Annotated in this window: 18 protein-coding genes and 3 tRNA genes; 8 read left to right on the forward strand and 13 right to left on the reverse strand. The window is 71.9% G+C overall.

Features of this window, described 5'->3' with window-relative positions; translation table 11 throughout:
• Nucleotides 1–12 precede the first annotated feature (12 nt).
• The 8 genes from purF to purS all read right to left on the reverse strand — a co-directional run bounded on the left by purF (nt 13) and on the right by purS (nt 7,949).
• Nucleotides 13–1,542: an amidophosphoribosyltransferase gene (gene purF, locus IE153_RS15930; protein ID WP_189590365.1), complete on the reverse strand. Its 1,530-nt coding sequence runs from the start codon at nt 1,540–1,542 to the stop codon at nt 13–15.
• Between the two features lie 63 nt (nt 1,543–1,605).
• Entirely contained in the window at nt 1,606–2,379 is a 774-nt protein-coding gene (locus tag IE153_RS15935; RefSeq protein WP_189590366.1) for an META domain-containing protein, read from the reverse strand.
• A 94-nt stretch (nt 2,380–2,473) separates the two neighbouring features.
• On the reverse strand, nt 2,474–3,271 hold the full coding sequence (locus IE153_RS15940) for a maleylpyruvate isomerase family mycothiol-dependent enzyme (RefSeq protein ID WP_189590367.1): 798 nt from the start codon (nt 3,269–3,271) through the stop codon (nt 2,474–2,476).
• A gap of 10 nt (nt 3,272–3,281) precedes the next feature.
• Nucleotides 3,282–4,118, reverse strand: coding sequence for a M23 family metallopeptidase (locus IE153_RS15945; RefSeq protein ID WP_189590368.1), 837 nt, complete (start codon nt 4,116–4,118; stop codon nt 3,282–3,284).
• Between the two features lie 20 nt (nt 4,119–4,138).
• On the reverse strand, nt 4,139–4,639 hold the full coding sequence (locus IE153_RS15950) for an ArsR/SmtB family transcription factor (RefSeq protein ID WP_189590369.1): 501 nt from the start codon (nt 4,637–4,639) through the stop codon (nt 4,139–4,141).
• A gap of 114 nt (nt 4,640–4,753) precedes the next feature.
• Complete coding sequence (purL, locus tag IE153_RS15955; protein ID WP_189590370.1) at nt 4,754–7,012, reverse strand: phosphoribosylformylglycinamidine synthase subunit PurL; 2,259 nt, start codon at nt 7,010–7,012, stop codon at nt 4,754–4,756.
• Nucleotides 7,009–7,689, reverse strand: coding sequence for a phosphoribosylformylglycinamidine synthase subunit PurQ (purQ, locus tag IE153_RS15960; protein WP_189590371.1), 681 nt, complete (start codon nt 7,687–7,689; stop codon nt 7,009–7,011). The genes purL and purQ overlap by 4 nt, the downstream gene beginning before the upstream one ends.
• Complete coding sequence (purS, locus tag IE153_RS15965) at nt 7,686–7,949, reverse strand: phosphoribosylformylglycinamidine synthase subunit PurS (RefSeq protein WP_189590372.1); 264 nt, start codon at nt 7,947–7,949, stop codon at nt 7,686–7,688. Before purS ends, purQ begins: the two co-directional genes overlap by 4 nt.
• Before the next feature lie 323 nt (nt 7,950–8,272).
• On the opposite strand from purS, the gene IE153_RS15970 reads away from it, so the two are divergent.
• The 8 genes from IE153_RS15970 (at nt 8,273) to IE153_RS16005 (ending at nt 12,906) form a co-directional block, all read left to right on the forward strand.
• Nucleotides 8,273–8,590: a histone-like nucleoid-structuring protein Lsr2 gene (locus IE153_RS15970; RefSeq protein ID WP_189590583.1), complete on the forward strand. Its 318-nt coding sequence runs from the start codon at nt 8,273–8,275 to the stop codon at nt 8,588–8,590.
• Between the two features lie 133 nt (nt 8,591–8,723).
• Nucleotides 8,724–8,795, forward strand: a tRNA-Gly gene (locus IE153_RS15975).
• Nucleotides 8,796–8,914: 119 nt separating this feature from the next.
• Nucleotides 8,915–8,987: transfer RNA gene (locus tag IE153_RS15980), tRNA-Gly, on the forward strand.
• 129 nt (nt 8,988–9,116) lie between these two features.
• Nucleotides 9,117–10,088 (forward strand): ABC transporter ATP-binding protein, encoded by a 972-nt coding sequence (locus IE153_RS15985; protein ID WP_189590373.1) that lies wholly within the window; start codon nt 9,117–9,119, stop codon nt 10,086–10,088.
• Nucleotides 10,085–10,885 (forward strand): ABC transporter permease, encoded by an 801-nt coding sequence (locus IE153_RS15990; protein WP_189590374.1) that lies wholly within the window; start codon nt 10,085–10,087, stop codon nt 10,883–10,885. Before IE153_RS15985 ends, IE153_RS15990 begins: the two co-directional genes overlap by 4 nt.
• A 22-nt stretch (nt 10,886–10,907) precedes the next feature.
• Nucleotides 10,908–12,191, forward strand: coding sequence for a sensor histidine kinase (locus tag IE153_RS15995; protein ID WP_189590375.1), 1,284 nt, complete (start codon nt 10,908–10,910; stop codon nt 12,189–12,191).
• On the forward strand, nt 12,188–12,808 hold the full coding sequence (locus tag IE153_RS16000; protein WP_189590376.1) for a response regulator transcription factor: 621 nt from the start codon (nt 12,188–12,190) through the stop codon (nt 12,806–12,808). Before IE153_RS15995 ends, IE153_RS16000 begins: the two co-directional genes overlap by 4 nt.
• Before the next feature lie 22 nt (nt 12,809–12,830).
• Nucleotides 12,831–12,906: transfer RNA gene (locus IE153_RS16005), tRNA-Gly, on the forward strand.
• Nucleotides 12,907–12,948: 42 nt separating this feature from the next.
• Here the strand turns inward: IE153_RS16005 and IE153_RS16010 are convergent.
• The 5 genes from IE153_RS16010 to IE153_RS16030 all read right to left on the reverse strand — a co-directional run bounded on the left by IE153_RS16010 (nt 12,949) and on the right by IE153_RS16030 (nt 21,741).
• Complete coding sequence (locus tag IE153_RS16010; RefSeq protein WP_189590377.1) at nt 12,949–13,848, reverse strand: phosphoribosylaminoimidazolesuccinocarboxamide synthase; 900 nt, start codon at nt 13,846–13,848, stop codon at nt 12,949–12,951.
• A gap of 69 nt (nt 13,849–13,917) precedes the next feature.
• The gene (locus tag IE153_RS16015) at nt 13,918–15,393 is read right to left on the reverse strand and encodes a N,N-dimethylformamidase beta subunit family domain-containing protein (protein ID WP_189590378.1); all 1,476 of its coding nucleotides are present in this window, start codon (nt 15,391–15,393) and stop codon (nt 13,918–13,920) included.
• A 250-nt stretch (nt 15,394–15,643) separates the two neighbouring features.
• Nucleotides 15,644–17,476, reverse strand: coding sequence for a hypothetical protein (locus IE153_RS16020; protein ID WP_189590584.1), 1,833 nt, complete (start codon nt 17,474–17,476; stop codon nt 15,644–15,646).
• Between the two features lie 357 nt (nt 17,477–17,833).
• On the reverse strand, nt 17,834–19,084 hold the full coding sequence (gene purD / locus IE153_RS16025) for a phosphoribosylamine--glycine ligase (RefSeq protein WP_189590379.1): 1,251 nt from the start codon (nt 19,082–19,084) through the stop codon (nt 17,834–17,836).
• Between the two features lie 188 nt (nt 19,085–19,272).
• Nucleotides 19,273–21,741, reverse strand: a complete 2,469-nt coding sequence (locus tag IE153_RS16030; RefSeq protein WP_189590380.1) for a DNA polymerase III subunit gamma and tau — start codon at nt 21,739–21,741, stop codon at nt 19,273–19,275.
• Between the last annotated feature and the right edge of the window lie 28 nt (nt 21,742–21,769).

Raw genomic sequence — 21,769 nt, forward strand, 5'->3', positions numbered from 1 at the left:
GTTACGGGCCGTCTACGGGCGGCGGATCGCGTCGGCGGCGGCCGTGGCGGCCGGGCCGGCGGCCAGCTCCGTCTCCAGCAGCTGCTTGCCGAGCAGCTCGGGGTCCGGGAGCTCCATCGGGTACTCGCCGTCGAAGCAGGCGCGGCACAGGTTCGGCTTGGCGATGGTGGTCGCCTCGATCATGCCGTCGATGGAGATGTAGGCCAGGGAGTCGGCGCCCAGGGAGGTGCCGATCTCTTCGATCGTCATGCCGTTGGCGATGAGCTCGGCGCGGGTGGCGAAGTCGATGCCGAAGAAGCAGGGCCACTTCACGGGCGGCGAGGAGATCCGGATGTGGACCTCGGCCGCGCCCGCCTCGCGGAGCATGCGGACCAGGGCCCGCTGGGTGTTGCCGCGCACGATCGAGTCGTCGACGACGACCAGGCGCTTGCCCTTGATGACTTCCTTCAGCGGGTTCAGCTTCAGGCGGATGCCCAGCTGGCGGATGGTCTGCGAGGGCTGGATGAACGTCCGGCCGACGTACGCGTTCTTGACGAGGCCGGCGCCGAACGGGATGCCGGAGGCCTCCGCGTAGCCGATCGCCGCGGGCGTGCCCGATTCCGGGGTCGCTATCACCAGGTCGGCCTCGACGGGCGCTTCCTTGGCGAGCTTGCGGCCCATCTCCACGCGGGAGAGGTACACGTTCCGGCCGGCGATGTCGGTGTCCGGGCGGGCCAGGTACACGTACTCGAAGACACAGCCCTTGGGCTTCGCGTCCGCGAATCGGGAGGTCCGCAGGCCGTTCTCGTCGATGGCGACGAACTCGCCCGGCTCGATCTCCCGGACGTAAGCGGCGCCGCAGATGTCGAGGGCGGCGGACTCGGAGGCGACGACCCAGCCGCGCTCCAGCCGGCCGAGGACCAGCGGGCGGATGCCCTGCGGGTCCCGGGCCGCGTACAGGGTGTGCTCGTCCATGAAGACGAGCGAGAAGGCACCCCGGACCTTCGGGAGGACCGTGTGAGCGGCCTCCTCGATGGTCAGCGGCTTGCCGTCCTCGTCGACCTGGGCCGCGAGGAGCGCGGTGAGCAGGTCGGTGTCGTTGGTCGCCGCGACGCGCGGGGTGCGTCCGCCGTCCTGCTTGGGCAGGTCGGCGACCATCTCGGCGAGCTGGGCGGTGTTGACGAGATTGCCGTTGTGGCCGAGCGCGATGGATCCGTGTCCGGTCGCGCGGAAGGTCGGCTGGGCGTTCTCCCAGACGGAGGCACCGGTGGTCGAATAGCGGGCGTGACCGACCGCGATGTGACCCTGGAGCGAACCGAGGGAGGTCTCGTCGAAGACCTGGGAAACCAGGCCCATGTCCTTGAAGACGAGGATCTGTGAGCCGTTGCTGACCGCGATTCCCGCGGATTCCTGGCCTCGATGCTGGAGGGCGTAGAGCCCGAAGTACGTGAGCTTGGCGACCTCTTCGCCCGGAGCCCAGACACCGAAGACGCCGCAAGCGTCCTGGGGGCCCTTCTCACCGGGGAGCAGGTCGTGGTTGAGTCGTCCGTCACCACGTGGCACGCCACCGAGTGTAGGCGAGGTCGACCACTGGTCCGAATTGGGGATACCGGACTTTCCGGTGGATCACCGCTCGGCGACCGCTCGCACACTCGTACCGTTTTCGCTGGTCAGCGTGAGGGTTTGGTGATCGACTCCGTACTTCAGCTTCCCGTCGAAAAGTCGCAGCAGCGTCTTCTCGCCGTCCATGAGTGAGTCTTCGCACATCATTCGGGTCGTGGCCGGGGGGCCGACGGTGATATGGCCGTCGCGGACCGTGGCCTTTGCGTTCACCTTGTTGCAGCCGAGGCTGCCGGAGACCGTGCCCTTCTTCTCGTCGAAGGTGAGGTGGGCCCGGCCGTCGGCGTTCGGGGTCGTGACGGTCCACTTGGTGCCGGCCAGCGGGGCGTCCTTGGCCCTGGTCAGGTGGACGGTGTCGCCCCCGGCGGTGGTGAGGGTGAGGCGGTCGTCGTCCACCTTCGCCTTCAGCTCCTGGTCGGAGAAGGCCCGCGCGAGGGTCGTCTCGAACTCCATGGGCTTGTTCTCGCAGGCCATCTCGGTGGACCTGGTCTTGCCCAGCCGGACGCGGTCGCCGTCGACGGTGGCCTCGGCGCTGAAGTTGTTGCAGCCGAGGCTGCCCTCGGCCCGGCCCTTGTCGATGGTCACGTGGGCGCCGGTGGGGGCCTTCTGCGTCCTGCCGTCCGCGGTGACGCTGTCCACGCTCCACCGCACACCGGTGACCGGCTTGTCGGCACCGACCGAGCCGCTGCCGCCGTCCGCCTTCTCGCTGCCGCAGGCCGCCATGAGCGGGACGAGCATGGCGGCGGCCGTCAGGGTCATGCGCTGCTTCTGCCTGTCCATGCCACTTCGACGGGTGACCCGGGGGGATCGGTTCCCCTTACGGCGGGGATTCCTTCTTATGCCATGAGCAATCAGGCGGACGGGCGGCAGACGCTCAGGCCATCAGCGGCAGGAGGGCCGACAGGTCCGCGCGCTCCCCGCTCGCGCTGACCTTGGCGTCCCGGAGTGCCTCGGCCCAGGTCAGCCGCCCAGTCGCCAGCCGGATCCAGGTCAGTGGATCCGTCTCGACGACGTTGGGCGGGGTGCCCCGTGTGTGCCTCGGCCCCTGGACGCACTGCACCACCGCGTACGGCGGCACCCTCACCTCCGTCGAACCGCCGGGTGCCTTGGCGGCGAGCGCGTCGGCCAGCAGCCGGGTGCAGGCGGCCAGGGCCTGGCGGTCGTAGGGGATGTCCAGGCCGGGGACGGCGGCGTTGAGGTCGTCGGTGTGGACGACGAGTTCGACGGTGCGGGTGACGAGGTAGTCGGCGAGGGGCAGGGCGCCGGCGCTGGTGGCGAGCAGCCGGGTGCCGGGGTGGGCGGCGAGGTCGGCGGTGAAGCGCTCCTCGACGGCCGCGAGGTGGGCGGCCGGGTCGGGGTGTCTCTCGGCCAGCTCGCGGGCATGGGCGGCGATGTCCGGGGCGTCGGCCACGATCGCGGCGGGCCAGTCGAGCAGCGTGCCGTCCTGTTTGGCCGGCTCCGGCAGGCCGGTCAGACGGGAGACCGCCGCGAGGCTCATCCCGGCGTGGGCCACCAGGTCCCGGACGGTCCAGTCGCTCAGCCGGGTGGGCAGGGCGAGCTGCTCGGGGGTGAGTCCGGCGGCAGCGGCCCGTACGTTCCCGAACTGGGCGAGCACCGCCGTGCGGATCTTGGCGGGGTCGTAGCTGCGGGTGCGCTTCTTGGCCGGTGGCATGGGGGTCAGCCTAAGTGGGGGCTGTGACAGACGGGGGCGCCTCGAAGGTCTCCCCGTTGCGGGGCACGCCGATGCCCCGCCAGGTGAAGGGGACCCCCCGGGCCGCGTCCGGGTCCGGGCCGTCCATCAGCTGGAAGTGCAGGTGCGGCTCGGAGGAGTTGCCGGAGTTGCCGCAGCGGGCCAGAACCTGTCCGGCCCGCACCCGGTCGCCCTCGCGGACGGTGAGGGAGCCGCGCTGGAGGTGGGCGTAGGCGGCGTGGGTGCCGTCGCCGAGGTCGAGGACGAGGTGGTTGCCGAGGATGCGGCTGACGCCCGCGACCTCCCGCACCATGCCCTCGGGAAGCATCAGGTACAGCAGCCCCGGCAGGGAGGTCCGGCTGAGGTGGTCGCGCTGCCGGTCTTCCGCTCGCACGACCGTGGCGTCGGCGACCGCCAGGAGGGGGGCTCCGTAGGCCGGGAAGGCCTGGGGGCGGCGGGCGAGGGGCCAGAGCCAACCGAAGGCCGGACGGGCCCCCGGCTCGGGCTCGGCGAGGATGTCGATGGCGAAGGTCTGGCCGTAACTGTGCACCCCGTGGCTGGGGGTGCGGTCGGCCGGGCTGTTCAGCGCGGACCAGCGGCCGGTGACGGGAGGAGCGACCTCGACGGGCTCGCGGGCCACGCTCGGCCGGTCCGGGGCACCGCCCCAGCGGTTCACCAGCATGATGACGGCGTACGCCAGGACCGCCGGCGCGAAGTTCCCCCACCAGGGAACCACGGACAGGCCGAAGCAGAGATCGGCGGCGATCAGGCCGAAGAAGACCAGCCACAGAACGCGGTAGGCCACCATGCCGAGCTTGCGTGCGGACATCCTGTCCCCTCCGAGTTCCTTTACGGGCGGGTGGTCGTCAGCGCCGTCAGCAGCGGTACGACCCGCCCCGGCGGCACCTCGTGACGGCCCCGGCCGGTCGTGTGCAGCCAGCCCGTGGCGGTGAGCTGGCGCAGGTGGTGGTAGATCTGGCCGGTTGTGCCGACCTCGTCCAGCTCGGCGAGTTCGGCGGCGGTGCGCCGGCCGCCGAGGATCTCGCGCAGCAGGCGGATCCGGACCGGGTGGCCGAGTGCGGCGAACGACTCCGCGGCCGAGGTCCAGTCGCCCTCCAGCAGGTCCTGGGTGAGGGCGGTCATCTGCCAGGCGTACTCCTCGCCCGTCGGCAGGCGCACGGAGCCGGTGTAGAGGACACCGCCGCCCGCTTCACCTGCCTCGGTCAGCTGTTCCCGCAGTCCGTTCAGGGCCCAGAAGTCGCTCCCGTCGATGTGGGGGGCGGTGTGCTGGGCGCCTTCCAGGGCGGCGAGGCGGCGCTCCAGGTCGGCGACGCGTTGTTCGAGTTCCACGATTCCGAGATTACGGAACTACGTAATCTCGTGCAAGAGGGAGTCCGGCCTGTCCGCCCCGGGCACGGCGAAGCCCCCGCCCGGCGGACCGGGCGGGGGCTTCGGAGCGGTTGCCTACTTCAGCAGCGCCGGGATCGTGCTCTCGTGCGTCTCGCGCAGCTCGGACAGCGTGAGGGCGAACTCGCCCTGGACGTCCACGACGTCACCGTCGACGACACCGATGCGGGTGACCGGGAGGCCCCGCGCACCGCACATGTCGTTGAAGCGGACCTCTTCGGAGCGCGGCACGGCCACGACGGCGCGGCCGGCCGACTCGGAGAAGAGGAAGGTGAAGGCGTCCAGACCGTCCGGGACGATCAGGCGGGCGCCCTTCTGCCCCAGCAGCGCCGACTCGACGACCGCCTGGATCAGACCGCCGTCGGACAGGTCGTGCGCGGAGTCGATCATGCCGTCGCGGGAGGCGGAGATCAGAATCTCGGCCAGCAGGCGCTCACGCTCCAGGTCGACCTTCGGGGGCAGGCCGCCGAGGTGGTCGTGAACCACCTGGGACCAGGCCGAGCCGCCGAACTCCTCACGCGTGTCGCCGAGGAGGTAGAGCAGCTGGCCCTCCTCCTGGAAGGCGACGGGCGTGCGGCGGGCCACGTCGTCGATGACGCCCAGGACCGCGACGACCGGGGTGGGGTGGATGGCCGCCTCGCCCGTCTGGTTGTAGAGCGAGACGTTGCCGCCGGTCACCGGGGTGCCGAGCTGCTGGCAGGCGTCCGCCAGACCGCGCACGGCCTCCGCGAACTGCCACATCACCGCCGGGTCCTCGGGCGAGCCGAAGTTCAGGCAGTCGGAGACGGCGAGCGGCTTGGCGCCGGTGGTGGCGACGTTGCGGTACGCCTCCGCCAGGGCCAGCTGGGCGCCGTGGTACGGGTCGAGCTTGGCATACCGGCCGTTGCCGTCCGTGGCGATGGCGACGCCGAGGCCGGTCTCCTCGTCGATCCGGATCATGCCGGAGTCCTCGGGCTGAGCGAGGACGGTGTTGCCCTGCACGAAGTGGTCGTACTGGCTGGTGATCCAGGACTTGGAGGCCTGGTTCGGGGAGCCGACCAGCTTCAGTACCTGGTCCTTCAGCTCCTCGGAGGTCGCCGGCCGGGGCAGCTTGTTCGCGTCGTCGGCCTGGAGCTCGTCCTGCCAGGACGGGCGGGCGTACGGGCGCTCGTAGACCGGGCCCTCGTGCGCGACCGTGCGCGGGTCGACGTCGACGATCTTGCCACCGTGCCAGTAGATCTCGAGGCGGTCGCCGTCGGTCACCTCGCCGATGACGGTGGCGATGACGTCCCACTTCTCGCAGATCTCCAGGAAGCGGTCGACCTTCTCCGGCTCGACGACCGCGCACATGCGCTCCTGCGACTCGCTCATGAGGATTTCCTCGGGCGAGAGCGTGGAGTCGCGCAGGGGGACGTCGTCCAGGGTGACGCGCATGCCGCCGGAGCCGTTGGAGGCGAGCTCGGAGGTGGCGCAGGACAGACCCGCGGCGCCGAGGTCCTGGATGCCGACGACCAGCTTCTCCTGGAAGGCCTCCAGGGTGCACTCGATGAGGAGCTTCTCCTGGAAGGGGTCGCCGACCTGGACGGCCGGGCGCTTCGAGGGCTTGGCGTCGTCGAAGGTCTCGGAGGCCAGGATCGAGGCGCCGCCGATGCCGTCGCCGCCGGTCCGGGCCCCGTAGAGGATGACCTTGTTGCCCGCGCCGGACGCCTTCGCGAGGTGGATGTCCTCGTGCCGCATGACGCCGATGGCACCGGCGTTGACCAGCGGGTTGCCCTGGTAGCAGGCGTCGAAGACGACCTCGCCGCCGATGTTGGGCAGGCCCAGGCAGTTGCCGTAGCCGCCGATGCCCGCGACGACACCCGGCAGGACGCGCTTGGTGTCGGGGTGGTCGGCGGCGCCGAAGCGCAGCGGGTCGACGACCGCGACCGGGCGGGCGCCCATGGCGATGATGTCGCGGACGATGCCGCCGACACCGGTGGCCGCGCCCTGGTAGGGCTCGACGTACGACGGGTGGTTGTGCGACTCGACCTTGAAGGTGACCGCGTAGCCCTGGCCGACGTCCACGACACCGGCGTTCTCGCCGATGCCGACGAGCATGGCGTCGGACTCGGGGGCCTTCTCGCCGAACTGGCGCAGGTGCACCTTGCTGCTCTTGTACGAGCAGTGCTCCGACCACATCACCGAGTACATGGCGAGCTCGGCCCCGGTGGGCCGGCGGCCGAGGATCTCCACGACCCGCTCGTACTCGTCCTTCTTCAGGCCCAGTTCGGCCCAGGGCAGCTCGACGTCGGGGGTCGCGGCCGCGTGCTCGACCGTGTCCAGAGGCGTCCGGCTCATGCGTTGACCAGCTTCTTGAGGATCGAGGTGAAGAACGGGAGGCCGTCGGTGCGGCCGGTGCCGATCAGCGGCTCGACGGCGTGCTCGGGGTGCGGCATGAGGCCGACCACGTTTCCGGCCTCGTTGCTGACGCCGGCGATGTCCCGCTGCGAGCCGTTGGGGTTGAAGTCGAGGTACCGGAAGGCGACACGGCCCTCGGCCTCCAGCTTGTCGAGCGTGTACGCGTCGGCGACGTACTGCCCGTCGTTGTTCTTCAGCGGGATGTGGATCTCCTGGCCGGCCGAGTAGTCGGTGGTCCAGGCGGTCCCGGCGTTCTCCACCCGCAGCTTCTGGTCGCGGCAGATGAAGTGCAGGTGGTCGTTGCGGAGCATCGTGCCCGGCAGCAGGTGGGCCTCGGTGAGGATCTGGAAGCCGTTGCAGATGCCGAGCACCGGCAGACCGGCCTTCGCCTGCTCCAGCAGGGGCTCCATCACCGGCGAGAAGCGGGCGATGGCCCCGGCGCGCAGATAGTCGCCGTAGGAGAAGCCGCCGCACAGCACCACGGCGTCGACCTGCTTGAGGTCCTTGTCCTTGTGCCACAGGGCGACCGGCTCGGCGCCCGCGACGCGGATCGCGCGCTGTGTGTCACGGTCGTCCAGGCTGCCGGGAAAAGTGACGACGCCAATACGAGCGGTCACTTCGCGGCCTCCGCGACTTCCTCGACCCGGATCGAGAAGTCCTCGATCACGGTGTTCGCGAGGAAGGACTCCGCAAGATCATGAATGCGGGCGAGGGCGGCCTCGTCGACCGGCCCGTCAACTTCCAGTTCGAAACGCTTTCCCTGGCGGACGTCCGAGATCCCGTCGAAACCCAGCCGCGGCAGTGCGCGCTGCACCGCCTGGCCCTGGGGGTCGAGGATCTCCGGCTTGAGCATGACGTCGACTACGACGCGTGCCACTGGCACTCCCGGTGTGTGGTGCTGAGCAGGTCCCTTCAGACTACCCGCACAAAATTTCTACGCGCGTTGACTTGTAGGAAACTACGTGACCGGCATCACGATCCGGCATCGACGGACCCACACACGAAATTTTCGGGAAGGATTCCGGATCGACACCCGGGAACTATTGCGCCCGCCCGTCTCCCGCCGCCACCCTTCCAACGAAGTCGCTCCGCTCCCTTCTTGCTTTTGGACACGCAGAAGGATTTAGTCGGACTTCACAATGTATTGCCGGGCACTGTACAAATGAATTGGCATAGTGCCGCATGAAGGGACCGATATTCGTGGCGCAGAAGGTCGTGGTCACTCTCTTTGACGACATCGACGGCTCGGAAGCGACGGAAACGATCGCCTTCGGACTGGACGGCACGTCGTACGAGATCGACCTGAGCGAAGTCAACGCCGGAGAACTGCGGAAGGCGCTCGCGCCCTACGTGGAAGCCGGCCGCAAGCGGTCCCGCTCGGGCAAGGCCTACCGGCAGACGGAGGTCGCCCCCGACCCGTCGGCCGTGCGCGCCTGGGCCCAGGCCAACAAGATGGAGGTCCCCGCGCGCGGGCGCATCCCCAAGAAGGTCTACGAGGCGTTCACCGCCGCGCAGTGACGGCCGTCGGGCCCGGACCGGCGCCCGTCCACCCGCCCCTCGCGGCAACCGACTTGCGCAGCACCCCGGCTGATCAGCTAGAGTCTGGAGCACGCCGAGGGGCGAGGCCGAAAGGCCCAGCTCACGGAAACATGCGGGTGTAGTTCAGTAGTAGAACATCCCCCTTCCAGGGGGAAGGCGCAGTGTGCGATTCCTGTCACCCGCTCTGCATCGCCGTACCGGACACTCATGGGGGTACCCCCTGCTCGAGCTTGTCGAGAGCTTGGGGGAGGATCAGGTAGGCTGGTGCCCGCACCGGTCAGTGAAAGCTGATCGGGAGCACATGCGGACGTAGCTCAGTTGGTAGAGCGCAACCTTGCCAAGGTTGAGGTCGCGAGTTCGAACCTCGTCGTCCGCTCGGGAAAGAAGCCCCGGTCCTTCAGGACCGGGGCTTCTTCGTGTGCTGCTCCCCGCTTCTGACATTTGTCATGCCGAGTGATGACAGCGCGCACTGCTTGCGGGCCCGTACGGCCGGGACGCTTGGAGCATGGAAACCAACGGACACGAACACGTGATTGAGGTCACTGACCTGCGACGTGTGTACGGGGGCGGGTTCGAGGCGGTACGCGGAATCAGCTTTTCCGTCCGGCGCGGGGAGATCTTCGCGCTGCTCGGCACCAACGGCGCGGGCAAGACCTCGACCGTCGAGCTCCTGGAGGGACTCGCGCGGCCGGCCGGCGGACGGGTAAGGGTCCTCGGGCACGACCCCTACGCCGACCGGGCCGCCGTACGGCCCCGCACCGGCGTGATGCTCCAGGAGGGCGGCTTCCCCTCCGAGCTCACCGTCGCCGAGACCGCGCGGATGTGGGCGGGATGCGTGAGCGGGGCCCGGCCGCCGGCGGAGGTACTGGCCCTGGTCGGCCTGGAGGCGAAGGCCGGCACCCGGGTCAAGCAGCTGTCCGGCGGCCAGCGGCGCCGCCTCGACCTGGCCCTCGCCCTGCTCGGCGACCCCGAGGTGCTCTTCCTCGACGAGCCGTCCACCGGGCTGGACGCCGAAGGCCGCCGGGCCACCTGGGAGTTGGTCAGCGCGTTGCGCGACGGCGGGACGACCGTGCTGCTGACCACGCACTACCTGGAAGAGGCCGAGAACCTCGCCGACCGGCTGGCGATCATGCACGAGGGCCGGATCGCCACCACCGGCACCCCGGCCGAGGTGACCGCCGCGGAGCCGTCGCGGATCTCCTTCGAACTGCCCGACGGCTACTTCGTCGGCGATCTCCCGCCGCTCGGCGAACTGGGCGTGACCGGCCACGAGACCGACGGCCGGATCGTCCGGCTGCGCACCCATGAACTCCAGCGGTCCGCCACCGGCCTGCTGATGTGGGCCGCGCAGGCCCGGGTCGAGCTGCGCCGTCTGGACGTGCGCTCGGCCTCCCTGGAGGAGGCGTTCCTCGGGATCGCCAAGGACGCCTCCGGGCAGCAGGCCATGGGCATGACGACGAAGGAGTACGCGGCATGAGCGCGACGCACACGACGCCCCGCCCGGCGGCGACGACGACCCCAGTGAGCCGGATGACCGCTCTGGCCCGCGCCGAACTGACCCTGCTCGGGCGGACCAGGGGCGCGCTCTTCGCGGCGCTGTTCGTGCCGCTGGTGATGCCGGTCAGCGTGCGGGCGGCGTCCGAGGACATGGACCTCGCCGGGGCGGGGCTGAGCACCGGCACCCTGGTGCTGCCCGCCGCGGTCGGCTTCTCCCTGCTGTTCGCCGTCTACTCCGTGCTCGTCGGCGCGTTCGTCGTGCGGCGTGAGGAGCTCGTACTCAAGCGGTTGCGCACCGGCGAGCTGCGGGACGTCGAGATCCTGGCCGGCACGTCACTGCCGGCGGTCCTCACCGGGCTCGCGCAGTGCCTGCTGCTGGTGGTGGGGTGTGCCGTTCTGATGGACCTGTCCGCGCCGTCGGCGCCGCATCTGGTCGTCCTGGGGCTGCTGTTGGGGCTCGTGATGAGCGCAGCCCTCGCCGCGGCCACCGCGAGTTTCACCCGGACCGGCGAGAGCGCCCAGGTCACGCCCATGCCGCTGCTGATGGTCTCGATGATCGGCTCCGGCATGTTCGCACCGCTGGAACTGTTCCCGGACCGGGTGGCCTCCGTGCTCGAACTGCTGCCGCTGACGCCCGTCATCACGCTGGTGCGCGGCGGCTGGACCGGGGACCTCTCCGCGTACGAGGCGCTGGGCGCTCTCGCGACCGCCATGGCCTGGATCCTCATCGCGGTGTTTGCTGTACGGCGGTGGTTCCGCTGGGAACCGCGGCGTTGACCGAAGGGGAGTGACGGGGCGCATGCGCACGCCGGGCAGGTGGTGGCGGCACAAGACCACGCCGGAGAAGGTGGAGTCGTACACGCGGTGGTCGTTCCACTTCTTCGCGGTGATGGAGTTCTTCTCCGTCGGGCTCACGTCCGTGGCCCCGCTCGGGCCGCGGCTGGGTGGAGCCGCGATGCTGGTGGTGGCCGTGCACGCCGGCCTCGGCTTCGTGACCGTCTCCCGGGCGATCGACTGGACCCGTGGCCGCAGGCCCCAGCCCACCGGACTGATGTGGACGCTGGCCGCCGTCACCGCCGCGATCGCCGCCGCCGCGATCGGACTCGCCGAGCTCGGGCCGGACCGCGAGGGCGTCGACACCGCCGCCGGTGGCGTCTTCGGAGTGATCCTGATCTTCGGTCCCGGCATCATCGCGCTCGGCGTCCGCTCCCGGCGGCGCGCGTTCGGCATCGCGGGCGGCTTCGCGGCGGGCACCTGGGTCATGGCGTTCACGCTCGGCGCCCCCGTGCTCACGGCGCTCTTCACGGCGCTGATCGTGCTGATCGGCGGCGTGTTCATCGCCTTCACGGCCGTCTTCTCGGTGTGGCTGCTCAATTCCGTCTTCGAGCTCGACGAGGCCCGCGAGACCCGGGCCCGGCTCGCCGTCGCCGAGGAGCGGCTGAGGTTCGGGCGGGATCTGCACGACGTCATGGGGCGCAACCTCGCCGTGATCGCACTGAAGAGCGAGCTGGCCGTGCAGCTGGCCCAACGGGGGCGGCCCGAGGCCGTGACGCAGATGGTCGAGGTGCAGCGGCTCGCGCACGAGTCGCAGCGGGAGGTACGGGAGGTCGTGCGCGGCTACCGGGAGGCCGACCTCGGCTCGGAACTCGCCGGAGCGCAAGGGGTGCTGGCGGCGGCCGGGATCGACTGCACGGTCGGCGGGGCGACGGCGGCCGTGCTGCCCGCGGCGGTGCAGTCCGCCCTGGGGTGGGTGATGCGGGAGGCCGCGACGAACGTCCTGCGGCACGGGGACGCGCGGCGATGTGCGGTGCGATTGCAGGTGCTGGAGGGGCGGGTGGTGTTGTCCGTGGAGAACGACGGGGTGAGCGAGGCGGGGACCGAGTCCGGGAAGGGACCGTCCGGCTCGGGGCTCGCCGGGCTGCGGGAACGGCTGGCGGAGATCGACGGGACCCTCGAGGCCGGGCCCGCGGGACAAGGACTGTTCCGGCTGACGGCGGAGATTCCGCTGCCGTCACAGCCCGGCCCCGCCGGCGCCGTCCCGGCCGCCGTCGCCGCGCTTTCTGTGAGTGAGGTCACGCCGTGACGGCCGTGGAACCCGTGCGGCTGCTGCTCGCCGACGACGAGCACCTCATCCGGGGGGCGCTCGCCGCGCTGCTGTCGCTGGAGGACGACCTCGTCGTCGTCGCCGAGGCGGCCACCGGGCCCGAGGCGCTGGCGATGGCCCGGGCGCACCAACCCGATGTCGCCGTGCTGGATCTCCAGATGCCCGGAGCCGACGGTGTGAAGGTCGCCACATCCCTGCGGACCGAACTGCCCGGCTGCAAGGTGCTCATCGTGACCAGCCACGGACGGCCCGGGCATCTGAAGCGGGCTCTGGCGGCCGGGGTGCGCGGGTTCGTGCCGAAGACCGTGAGCGCACAGCGGCTCGCGGAGCTCATCCGGACGGTGTACGCCGGGAACCGTTACGTCGACCCGGAGTTGGCCGCCGACGCGATCGCCGCCGGGGACTCGCCGCTGACGGCGCGGGAGGCCGAGGTCCTGGAACTCGCCGCCGACGGTGCGCCCGTCGCGGAGATCGCCGAGCGGGCCGCGCTGTCGCAGGGGACCGTGCGGAACTATCTGTCGTCGGCCGTCTCGAAGCTCGGTGCGGAGAACCGGCATGCGGCGGTACGGCTCGCGCGGGAGCGAGGTTGGGTATAGTGGTTCTCGCGCCACGGCGCATGCGAACGTAGCTCAGTTGGTAGAGCGCAACCTTGCCAAGGTTGAGGTCGCGAGTTCGAACCTCGTCGTTCGCTCCATCGAAGAAGCCCCCCGGTTCCGCCGGGGGGCTTCTTCGTGTCCTACGACCAGCTCGTGCCGGTCAGGCGCTCGTACGCCTCCACGTACTTGGCGCGGGTGGCGTCGACGACCTGCTGGGGCAGGGCCGGCGGGGGCTGCTCGCTCTTGCGGTCCCAGCCGGACTCCGCCGAGGTCAGCCAGTCCCGGACGAACTGCTTGTCGTACGAGGGCTGCGCACGGCCCGGCTGCCACTGGTCGGCCGGCCAGAAGCGGGAGGAGTCCGCGGTGAGGACCTCGTCGGCGAGGACCAGGTCGTCGCCGTCGAAGCCGAACTCGAACTTCGTGTCGGCGAGGATGATGCCCCGCTCCCGGGCGATGTCCCGGCCCCGGGAGTAGACGGCGAGGGTCGCCTGGCGCAGTCGGGCCGCGGTGTCCGCGCCGACCTGGCGGGCGACCTCCTCGTAGGAGACGTTCTCGTCGTGCTCGCCGACGGCGGCCTTGGTGGCCGGGGTGAAGATCGGGGCGGGCAGTTCACTGCCGTCGGTGAGGCCCTCCGGCAGGGCGAGACCGCAGACCGTGCGGGTCTCGTTGTACTCGGCGAGGCCCGAGCCGGTGAGGTAGCCGCGGGCCACGCACTCGACCGGGACCATCTGCAAGGACTTGCAGATCAGCGTGCGGCCCGCCCAGTCGGCGGGGGCGCCGTCGGGCAGTTCCGTGCTCAGCACGTGGTTCGGGACCAGGTCGGCGAGCCGCTCGAACCACCACAGGGACAGCTGCGTGAGGATCCGGCCCTTGTCGGGGATCTCGGTCGGCAGCACCCAGTCGTAGGCCGACATGCGGTCGCTGGCGACCATCACGAGGTCGCCCGCCTCGTTCCGGTACAGCTCGCGCACCTTGCCGGTGTGCAGATGTACCAGGCCCGGAACCTGGATCGGCTCGGGCTTTTCGACGAATCCGGACACGGTGCCTCCCCGTGGTTCTGTCCAAGTGGCTCGATTCTCCCGTATCCGAGCCTGATCACGGACAGTGGGTCAGTCGCGTTTGCAGATGCGGTCCAGGAGATTGGCCGTGGCCCGCTGGACACGGCTGTCGACGTGGCCGGGGCGGTCCAGGGCCGGGGACCAGGCGAACGTTCCGGATGCGAAGACCCAGGCGCCGGACGGAGCGCGGTACAAGGACGTCTCCTGGTGGCGCGCGACGCCCTCCTTGTCGGTGTACGGGGAGTGGGCGAGCAGCATGCGCTCCTCGTGCTCGGGCAGCGGGGTGCGCGGGAAGTAGCGGTCGGCCTCGCCCGCCACCAGGTTCTCGACTTCGTCACCCTCGTGCGCCCCGGTCGCCTCCCACAGCCAGTGCCCGGCGTTGCGCACGATCAGCGGGTGCGGCTCGGGGACGGGCCCGGCGTACTGGATGCCCATGAGCTGCTGCTCCGCCCGGTCGATCTCCCGCCACAGCACCGGCTTGCCCGGGCCCCGGCGCTTGCGGCAGGTCAGCAGCCGGTCGGGCACGCCGGACGGGGAGGGGCCCAGCTCCACCTGCCAGTACATGGAGTTGGCGGAGAGGAAGACCAGCGAGGTGCCGGCGTCACGGCCGCGCTCCACGGTGGCGCGCATGGCGGCCGACCAGTACTCGTCGTGGCCCGGGAAGACCAGGCCGCGGTAGTGCGTGGGGTCGACGCGGCCCGCGTGCAGGTCGCTGGCGTCGGCGTAGGCGACGTCGTAGCCGTAGCGCTCGGCCCAGCGGATGAAGTCGTAGGCGTGGCCGACGTGCAGGGGCAGGCCCGCGCCCGCGTACGGACGGTCGAAGGAGACCGTGGTGGCCGCCTCCGACTCGCCCAGCAGCCGGCCCTTCTCGTCCCAGGCGTGGTAGAGGCTGGCGCCGGTGCGGCCGTCCTCCGGGTAGAGGTTGTACGCCTGCCAGGTGACGTCGGGCAGCACGAGCAGCAGGTCGGCGGGCTGGTCGTGGCGGACGGTGAAGGGGACGTGGGAGCGGTAGCCGTCGGCGGTGGTGAGGACGGCGACGTACGCGCCGATGTTCCAGTACGAGGGGACCTGGAGGCGCCAGGACAGCCACCAGTGGTGGCAGGAGACCGTACGGTCCGCGGCGAGCGGCGCGGGCTGGACGATGCCGGACAGCCGCGGGCTGGTGGTGATCTTCGCGGCGCCGTCACCGCCGTAGTGGCCGATGCGGTAGATGTCGACGGCGAACTGCTGCGGCGGGTCGACGGTGATGTGGAAGTCGATGGCCTCGCCGGGCGCGACCGCACCGGTGGAGGTGAAGCCCTTGATCTGGCGGTTGACGTCGTCGGCCGCGCGGGGGCCGCTCGCACGGCTGCCCTTCTTCGACGGGTGGGGCGCGTCCTGGTCCACGTACCAGGGGACGACCTGGCCCGAGTCGTCGAAGTACGTCACGTTGCCCCGCAGCCACGGAACGGGGCCCTGCCCGAAGGGATCCGTCACGGCGTGCGCCAGCGCTCCCGACTCCCAGCGGCGGATCTGCTCCGAGCCCATGGTTGCTTCCCCTCCCCTGTGCCCCCGTGGTGGTGCCTGCCCGTGCGGTGCGTGCGGTGCGTGTGGTGTGTGCGGTGCTCTGCGATGCGTGCGGCGTTACGCGGTCCGTGCGACGCGGTGTGCCTATGTGCTTGTCGTATGTCGCAAGCCCTTGCCATGCACGCGAACGGTCCAAGCACATCACATAACGCGCGCACTTCGTCACTGTTCGTTTTGAATTGGCCAGAACCGGAAGCTCGCGCTCCGGTGTTCAGCCGAGACGGACCGGCTTCTCCGGGCGTATGCCGAGCTGGGACAGCCAGACCCGCAGGGGCGTTGCGTCGCCGTCCTCGATGAGGGTGAGGACCTTGGGCGCCAGGTCGGCCGTGCGCTCACCGTCGATCAGGAGGGTGGGGCCGTCCAGCCAGTCGAGGCCCGGGGTCGCACCGGCGGTGTCCATCGCGGCGCAGCAGACCATCGCGGTGAGGTGGTCGGCGAGCAGCTCCCTGGCCGTGCGCGGGAGCTGGAGGGGGAAGAGGGGGAGGGCCCGGTCGTCCCAGAGGGCCGCGGGGTCGGGGGTCGGGGACGGGGAGGCGGGGGAGGGGGCCGCGGGGGAGGGGGCGGCCTCCTCGCGGGCCAGTTCGGCGCTGAGGCGGGCGGCGAGGGTGGCGCTGGGGACCGTCGTACCGGCGAGGTCCTCGTCGTCGAGGGGGTCCGGTCTGCCGGGGGGCGGACCGGCGGCTTCGGACGGCGCGGTGTCCGGCCCGGGGCCGGTGGAGCCCGCTGCGGGACCGGTCGCTCCGGTGTTCCCGGCCGTCCACGCCGGGCTCGTGTCCGTGAGGTGGTCGAGGACGCGGGACAGGGTCGGGGCGGCGGTCGCGGGAGCCGTGGGGCCGGTGGCGGGGCGGACGCCCATCGCGTCCAGGACGCGGTGCAGGCGAGCCGCGTCGAGGCGCCACTTGCGGTCCACGACCTCGTCCGGGTACGCGCTCCAGTCCACCGGCGACCAGTCGGGGCCGGGCCCGGCGGGGCCGCCGTGGAACAGGCGCGCGGCGAGGAGGGAGGCGGCCTCGTCGACCGTGCCCGGCTCCTCCAGAAGATCGCAGGCGGGCCGCTCGCCGAGCCGGGACGCGAATCCCTCGGCCAGGCGGTCGCGCCGGGACAGCTCCGTGAGCGCCGCGACCACACCGGCGTCCAGCCGGGACGGCCAGCGGCCCATCCGCCAGGCGGGCAGTGCGACCCGGGTCAGCAGCCGGTCCCAGCCCGCGTACGCCAGGCCCACCTGCTCCTGGGCGACGATCCGCAGCCCGTAATCCACAGCCTGTGCACGCTCCGCCGCCGCGGCCGCCACGCCCCGCTCCAGCTCGGCGGCATGGACCCGGCAGCTGCGCAGCAGCAGCCGGGCGACCCACCCGACCCCGGCGAGCACCGCCCGCGACACCGGGTCGCGCCGGGGCTCCGAGGCCACGGCCACCGCGGCGTCCAGGCCCCGGACGAAACGGCGGGCCGCGGCTATGTCCGGGTGGGCCGAGGGGCCCGTACCGGCGATGACCGGGGCGAGGACCGCGCGCAGCTCGCCGACCCGCATCCACCACAGGAACGGGGAGCCGATGACCAGGACGGGTGCCACGGGATGCCGGCGGTGCGCCTGCTTGCCCGCTCCCGCGATGTCGCGGTGCTCCTCGGCCGGGGGCGGTGCGTGGGCCGGGTGGGTGCGGTCCTCCAGCCAGCTGTCGCAGTCCGGGGTGAGCGCTATCGCGGAGGGCGCGGGGACGTCGAGGCGGTCGGCGAGGTCGCGGACCATCCGGTACAGGTCGGGGGCCGCCTCCTCGGTGACCGGGACGGTCGGGCTCATGGCGGGCCGGGCCCGGGCGACGACCAGGGCGATCCCTGCGGCGGCCAGCAGCACGAGGACCGCGAACGGCGTCAGCACCCAGCGGGCCGCGTCCCAGACGGGGCCCTCGAGCCGGTCGCCGACCGTACCCGCGAGCAGGATCACGGCGACGGCGGCCGGCAGCAGGGCGACGGCCAGGGCACGGCTGCGGATGCGCAGCACGGCCAGTGCCCGTGCTCGCGCGGCCTGCGCGCCTGCCTCCACACCCATTCCGGTCACGACCGACCTCACCCCCTCCCCGTAGACCCGACGCTGCCCTTGCTCACTCCCCCACTGTGGCACCCGTCACTGACATCGCAATGCCGGTGGGCCAAGTGCCGGAACGCTTGCGCCGCACCCTAGTTGGGGCTCCGCCCCCCGTCAGCCGGATAGGGCATCGGTCACTCGATGGAATGGCTTTGGGGAGAGGTGGATGACGGAAAACGTGCGTCGGGCTCCCGCCTCTCGCATACGGCCCTCGCCCCTTCGCGTAGAACAGGCCCCGGATCCTGAGACGGATCCGGGGCCTGGGGGGTTCATCGGCGGCGGGGTGGTTTCCCCGCCCCGGCCGCGACGAGAGAGCGGCCTTTACGCTCCCGCCGCCTTCGCGGCGATGTCCGTGCGGTGCTGGGAGCCGTCGAGACGGATGCGGCCGACGGCCGTGTAGGCGCGGTCGCGGGCCTCGGTGAGGTCCTTGCCGGTGGCCGTCACGGACAGGACGCGGCCGCCCGCGCTGACCACGGCGTCGCCTTCCTGCCTGGTGCCGGCGTGCAGCACGTACGCGTGCGGGGCGTCCTGGGCGGCGACCTCGTCGAGTCCGGTGATCGGGTCGCCGGTGCGCGGGGTGCCGGGATAGTTGTGCGAGGCGACGACCACGGTGACGGCCGCCTCGTCGCTCCAGCGCAGCGGCTCCAGGTGGGCGAGGTTGCCGGTGGCGGCGGCCATCAGCAGGCCGGCCAGGGGCGTCCTCAGCCGGGCCAGCACGACCTGGGTCTCGGGGTCGCCGAACCGGGCGTTGAACTCGATCACGCGGACACCGCGCGAAGTGATCGCCAGGCCGGCATAGAGCAGGCCGGAGAACGGCGTGCCACGGCGCTGCATCTCGTCCACGGTCGGATGCAGCACCGTCTGCAGCACCTCGTCGACCAGCTTCGGGTCGGCCCACGGCAGCGGGGAGTACGCGCCCATGCCGCCGGTGTTGGGGCCCTCGTCGCCGTCCAGGGCGCGCTTGAAGTCCTGCGCGGGCTGAAGGGGTACGACCGTCTCGCCGTCGGTGACGGCGAACAGGGAGACCTCGGGGCCGTCGAGGTACTCCTCGATGACCACGCGCTCGCAGGCCGCCGCGTGGGCCCGGGCCGCTTCGAGGTCGTCGGTGACGACGACGCCCTTGCCGGCGGCGAGCCCGTCGTCCTTGACGACGTACGGAGCGCCGAAGGCGTCGAGGGCCGCGTCGGCCTCCTCCGGTGTCGTGCAGACGTACGAGCGGGCCGTGGGCACCTCGGCCGCCGCCATGACGTCCTTCGCGAAGGCCTTGGAGCCCTCGAGCTGCGCCGCCTGCCCGGACGGGCCGAAGACGGGGATGCCCGCGTCGCGCACGGCGTCGGCGACACCGGCGACCAGCGGGGCCTCCGGGCCGACGACCACGAGCTCCGCGCCGAGGCGGGTGGCCAGCTCGGTGACCGCGGCGCCGTCCGAGGCGTCGACCTGGTGCAGCTCGGCGACCTCGGCGATGCCGGCGTTGCCGGGGGCGCAGTACAGCGCGGTGACATCGGGGTCGTGGGACAGGGAGTGGCACAGGGCGTGTTCGCGGGCGCCGCTGCCGATGACGAGGACCTTCACGGGGTCAGCCTAACGGGAGACTCCGGGTTCCCTTTGTGCGGGCTTCCGAAGGGAGGGGGGATCTTGAGCTGGATGTTCCTCCAAGGCGGGCCCGTGTTCCTCGGGGTGCGTGTTCCTCGGGGTGCGTGTTCCTCGGGCCGCGTGTTCCTCGAGCCGCGTGTTCCTCGGGCCGCGCAGGCGAGACCCGGCTATTCGTTCGTGAACTCCTCGACCACCGTCGCCCCCAGCTCCCGGACGATCAGCTCCTGGCCGGAGAGGGCCGACTCGTCGAGGTCGGGGTCGTCGTCCTCGGGGATGTCCTCCTCGACCGAGACGTGGCGCGGCGGTGGGGCGGAGGGCTGGGGGACGGATGCGGTCGGTGCCGGGGCCGGGGTGGAGGCCGGGGCGGGGCTGCTCGACTGCTGGGCGGGGGTGGCCGGGGGTGCCGACTGGGGCGGGGCGGGGCGCTGGGCCGTGGCCGTACCGCCGCCCGCGCCGTATCCGCCGCCACCGCCGGGGTTGTAGCCGCCACCGCCGCCTCCGAACCCGGAGGGGCCGCCCGGCGCCGGGGGTGCGGAGCCGCCCGAGGGGTCGACGATCGCCTCGATCTTCCACTGCACGTTGAACTGCTCGCCAAGCGCCTGCCGCAGCACGTCCTCGCTGCCGCTGCTCAGGAAGTTGTCCCGCGCGCCCGCGTTCACGAAGCCGAGCTGGAGGGTCGTGCCGTCGAAGCCGGCCACCTGGGCGTTCTGGCTGAGCAGGATCCAGGTGAAGCGGCGGCGGTTCTTGACCGCCTCCAGGATGTTCGGCCAGAGCATGCGGGGGTCAAGGCCACCGCCGCCGCCCGAGGCAGTGGGGGCGGGGGCCGGGGCGGCCGGAGCCGGGGACTGGGCCGTCGGTGGAGTGCTGGGGGCGGGGGTGCTCGTCGGCGGGGTGTTCGCCGGTGAGGTGTTCGAGGCCGACGCGCCCGGGGTGGCCGTGGGCCAGCCGCCGGGGCGACGGCCACCGCTGCCGGCGGAGGCGGCGGTGGGCCAGGCGCCAGGGGCGGAGGCGGCCGGGGCGGACTGGGGCTGGCCGCCCGGGGCCGGGGGGGAGGCAGCCGGGGCCTCGGTGGGGGCGCCGGGACCTCCTGGGGCACCAGGTCCGGCCTGGGAGCCGGGGGCAGGGGCATGAGCCGGGGGCGCGGCCGGTGTCGTCGGCGTCGCACCCTGGCCCGGTGCGGGCTGCGGCGCACCCTGGCCCGTCGCCGGAGGGGCCGAGTCGGCCGCGGCCGGAGCAGGGCCGACGCCACCGGGGCCGGGCGCGGCACCGCCGTCGCCCGGTGCTCCTGCGTTGCCCGGTGCTCCTGATCCTCCTGCCCCGGACGAACGGACGGCAGCGCGGGCCGCGGCCGGACCGCCGCCCGGTGGCACCGCACCGCCGCCGCCCGCCTGGACGGGAGCGGCAGCCGCTCCCCCATGGCCTTCCGGCCCGGGTACGTATCCCGCGGCGGGCATGCCGACGGGACCCGCGGAGTAGTTCACGCCGCGCTCGATCCGGTCGAGGCGCGCCATGACGGACCGCTCGTCGCCGTAGGCCGCGGGGAGCAGCACGCGGGCGCAGATCAGCTCGAGCTGGAGACGGGGCGAGTGGGCGCCGCGCATCTCGGTCAGGCCCTCGTTGACGAGGTCGGCGGCGCGGCCCAGCTCGGCGGGGCCGAAGGTGCCGGCCTGGGCCTGCATGCGCTCGATCACATCGGCGGGGGCGTCGATGAGCCCCTTCTCGGCCGCGTCCGGGACGGCGGCGAGGATCACCAGGTCGCGCAGCCGCTCCAGGAGGTCGGCGACGAAACGCCGGGGGTCGTTCCCGCCCTCGATCACGCGGTCGACGACCTCGAAGGCCGCGGCTCCGTCGCCGGTGGCGAAGGCCTCGACGACGGAGTCGAGCAGGGAGCCGTCGGTGTACCCGAGCAGGGCGGTGGCCATGGCGTATGTCACACCGTTGGCCGCGGCGCCGGCCAGGAGCTGGTCCATGACGGACATGGAGTCACGCACGGACCCGCCGCCGGCGCGCACGACGAGCGGGAGCACGCCCTCCGCGACGGGGATGGTCTCCTTCTGGCAGACCTGCCCGAGGTACTCCCGGAGGGTGCCGGGGGGCACGAGCCGGAAGGGGTAGTGGTGGGTCCGGGACCGGATCGTCCCGATGACCTTCTCGGGCTCGGTGGTCGCGAAGATGAACTTGAGATGCTCCGGCGGCTCCTCGACGACCTTCAGCAGCGCGTTGAAGCCGGCCGACGTGACCATGTGGGCCTCGTCGATGATGTAGATCTTGTACCGGCTGCGGGCGGGCCCGAAGAAGGCCTTCTCGCGCAGGTCACGGGCGTCGTCCACGCCTCCGTGCGAAGCGGCGTCGATCTCGATGACGTCGATGGAACCGGGGCCGTTGCGTGCGAGGTCCTGGCAGGACTGGCACTCCCCGCAGGGTGTCGGCGTGGGCCCCTGCTCGCAGTTCAGGCAGCGCGCGAGGATGCGGGCGCTGGTCGTCTTGCCGCAGCCGCGCGGCCCGCTGAACAGGTACGCGTGGTTGACCCGGTTGTTCCGCAGCGCCTGCTGCAGCGGGTCGGTGACATGCTCCTGCCCGATGACCTCGGCGAAGGTCTCCGGGCGGTAGCGGCGGTACAGAGCGAGAGACGACACGCATACGAGGTTATAGGCGCCCAGTGAC

The organism is Streptomyces massasporeus, assembly GCF_014648995.1.
GTDB classification, from domain to species: Bacteria; Actinomycetota; Actinomycetes; order Streptomycetales; family Streptomycetaceae; genus Streptomyces; species Streptomyces massasporeus.

Bases quoted from the DNA above. Each gene is read 5' to 3' on its own strand.
- IE153_RS15985 (WP_189590373.1), top strand. From the start codon at position 9,117: ATGGAAACCAACGGACACGAACACGTGATTGAGGTCACTGACCTGCGA.
- IE153_RS15990 (WP_189590374.1), top strand. From the start codon at position 10,085: ATGAGCGCGACGCACACGACGCCCCGCCCGGCGGCGACGACGACCCCA.
- IE153_RS15935 (WP_189590366.1), bottom strand. From the start codon at position 2,379: ATGGACAGGCAGAAGCAGCGCATGACCCTGACGGCCGCCGCCATGCTC.
- purL (WP_189590370.1), bottom strand. From the start codon at position 7,012: ATGAGCCGGACGCCTCTGGACACGGTCGAGCACGCGGCCGCGACCCCC.
- IE153_RS15945 (WP_189590368.1), bottom strand. From the start codon at position 4,118: ATGTCCGCACGCAAGCTCGGCATGGTGGCCTACCGCGTTCTGTGGCTG.
- IE153_RS16015 (WP_189590378.1), bottom strand. From the start codon at position 15,393: ATGGGCTCGGAGCAGATCCGCCGCTGGGAGTCGGGAGCGCTGGCGCAC.
- IE153_RS15940 (WP_189590367.1), bottom strand. From the start codon at position 3,271: ATGCCACCGGCCAAGAAGCGCACCCGCAGCTACGACCCCGCCAAGATC.
- IE153_RS16020 (WP_189590584.1), bottom strand. From the start codon at position 17,476: ATGGGTGTGGAGGCAGGCGCGCAGGCCGCGCGAGCACGGGCACTGGCC.
- IE153_RS15995 (WP_189590375.1), top strand. From the start codon at position 10,908: ATGCGCACGCCGGGCAGGTGGTGGCGGCACAAGACCACGCCGGAGAAG.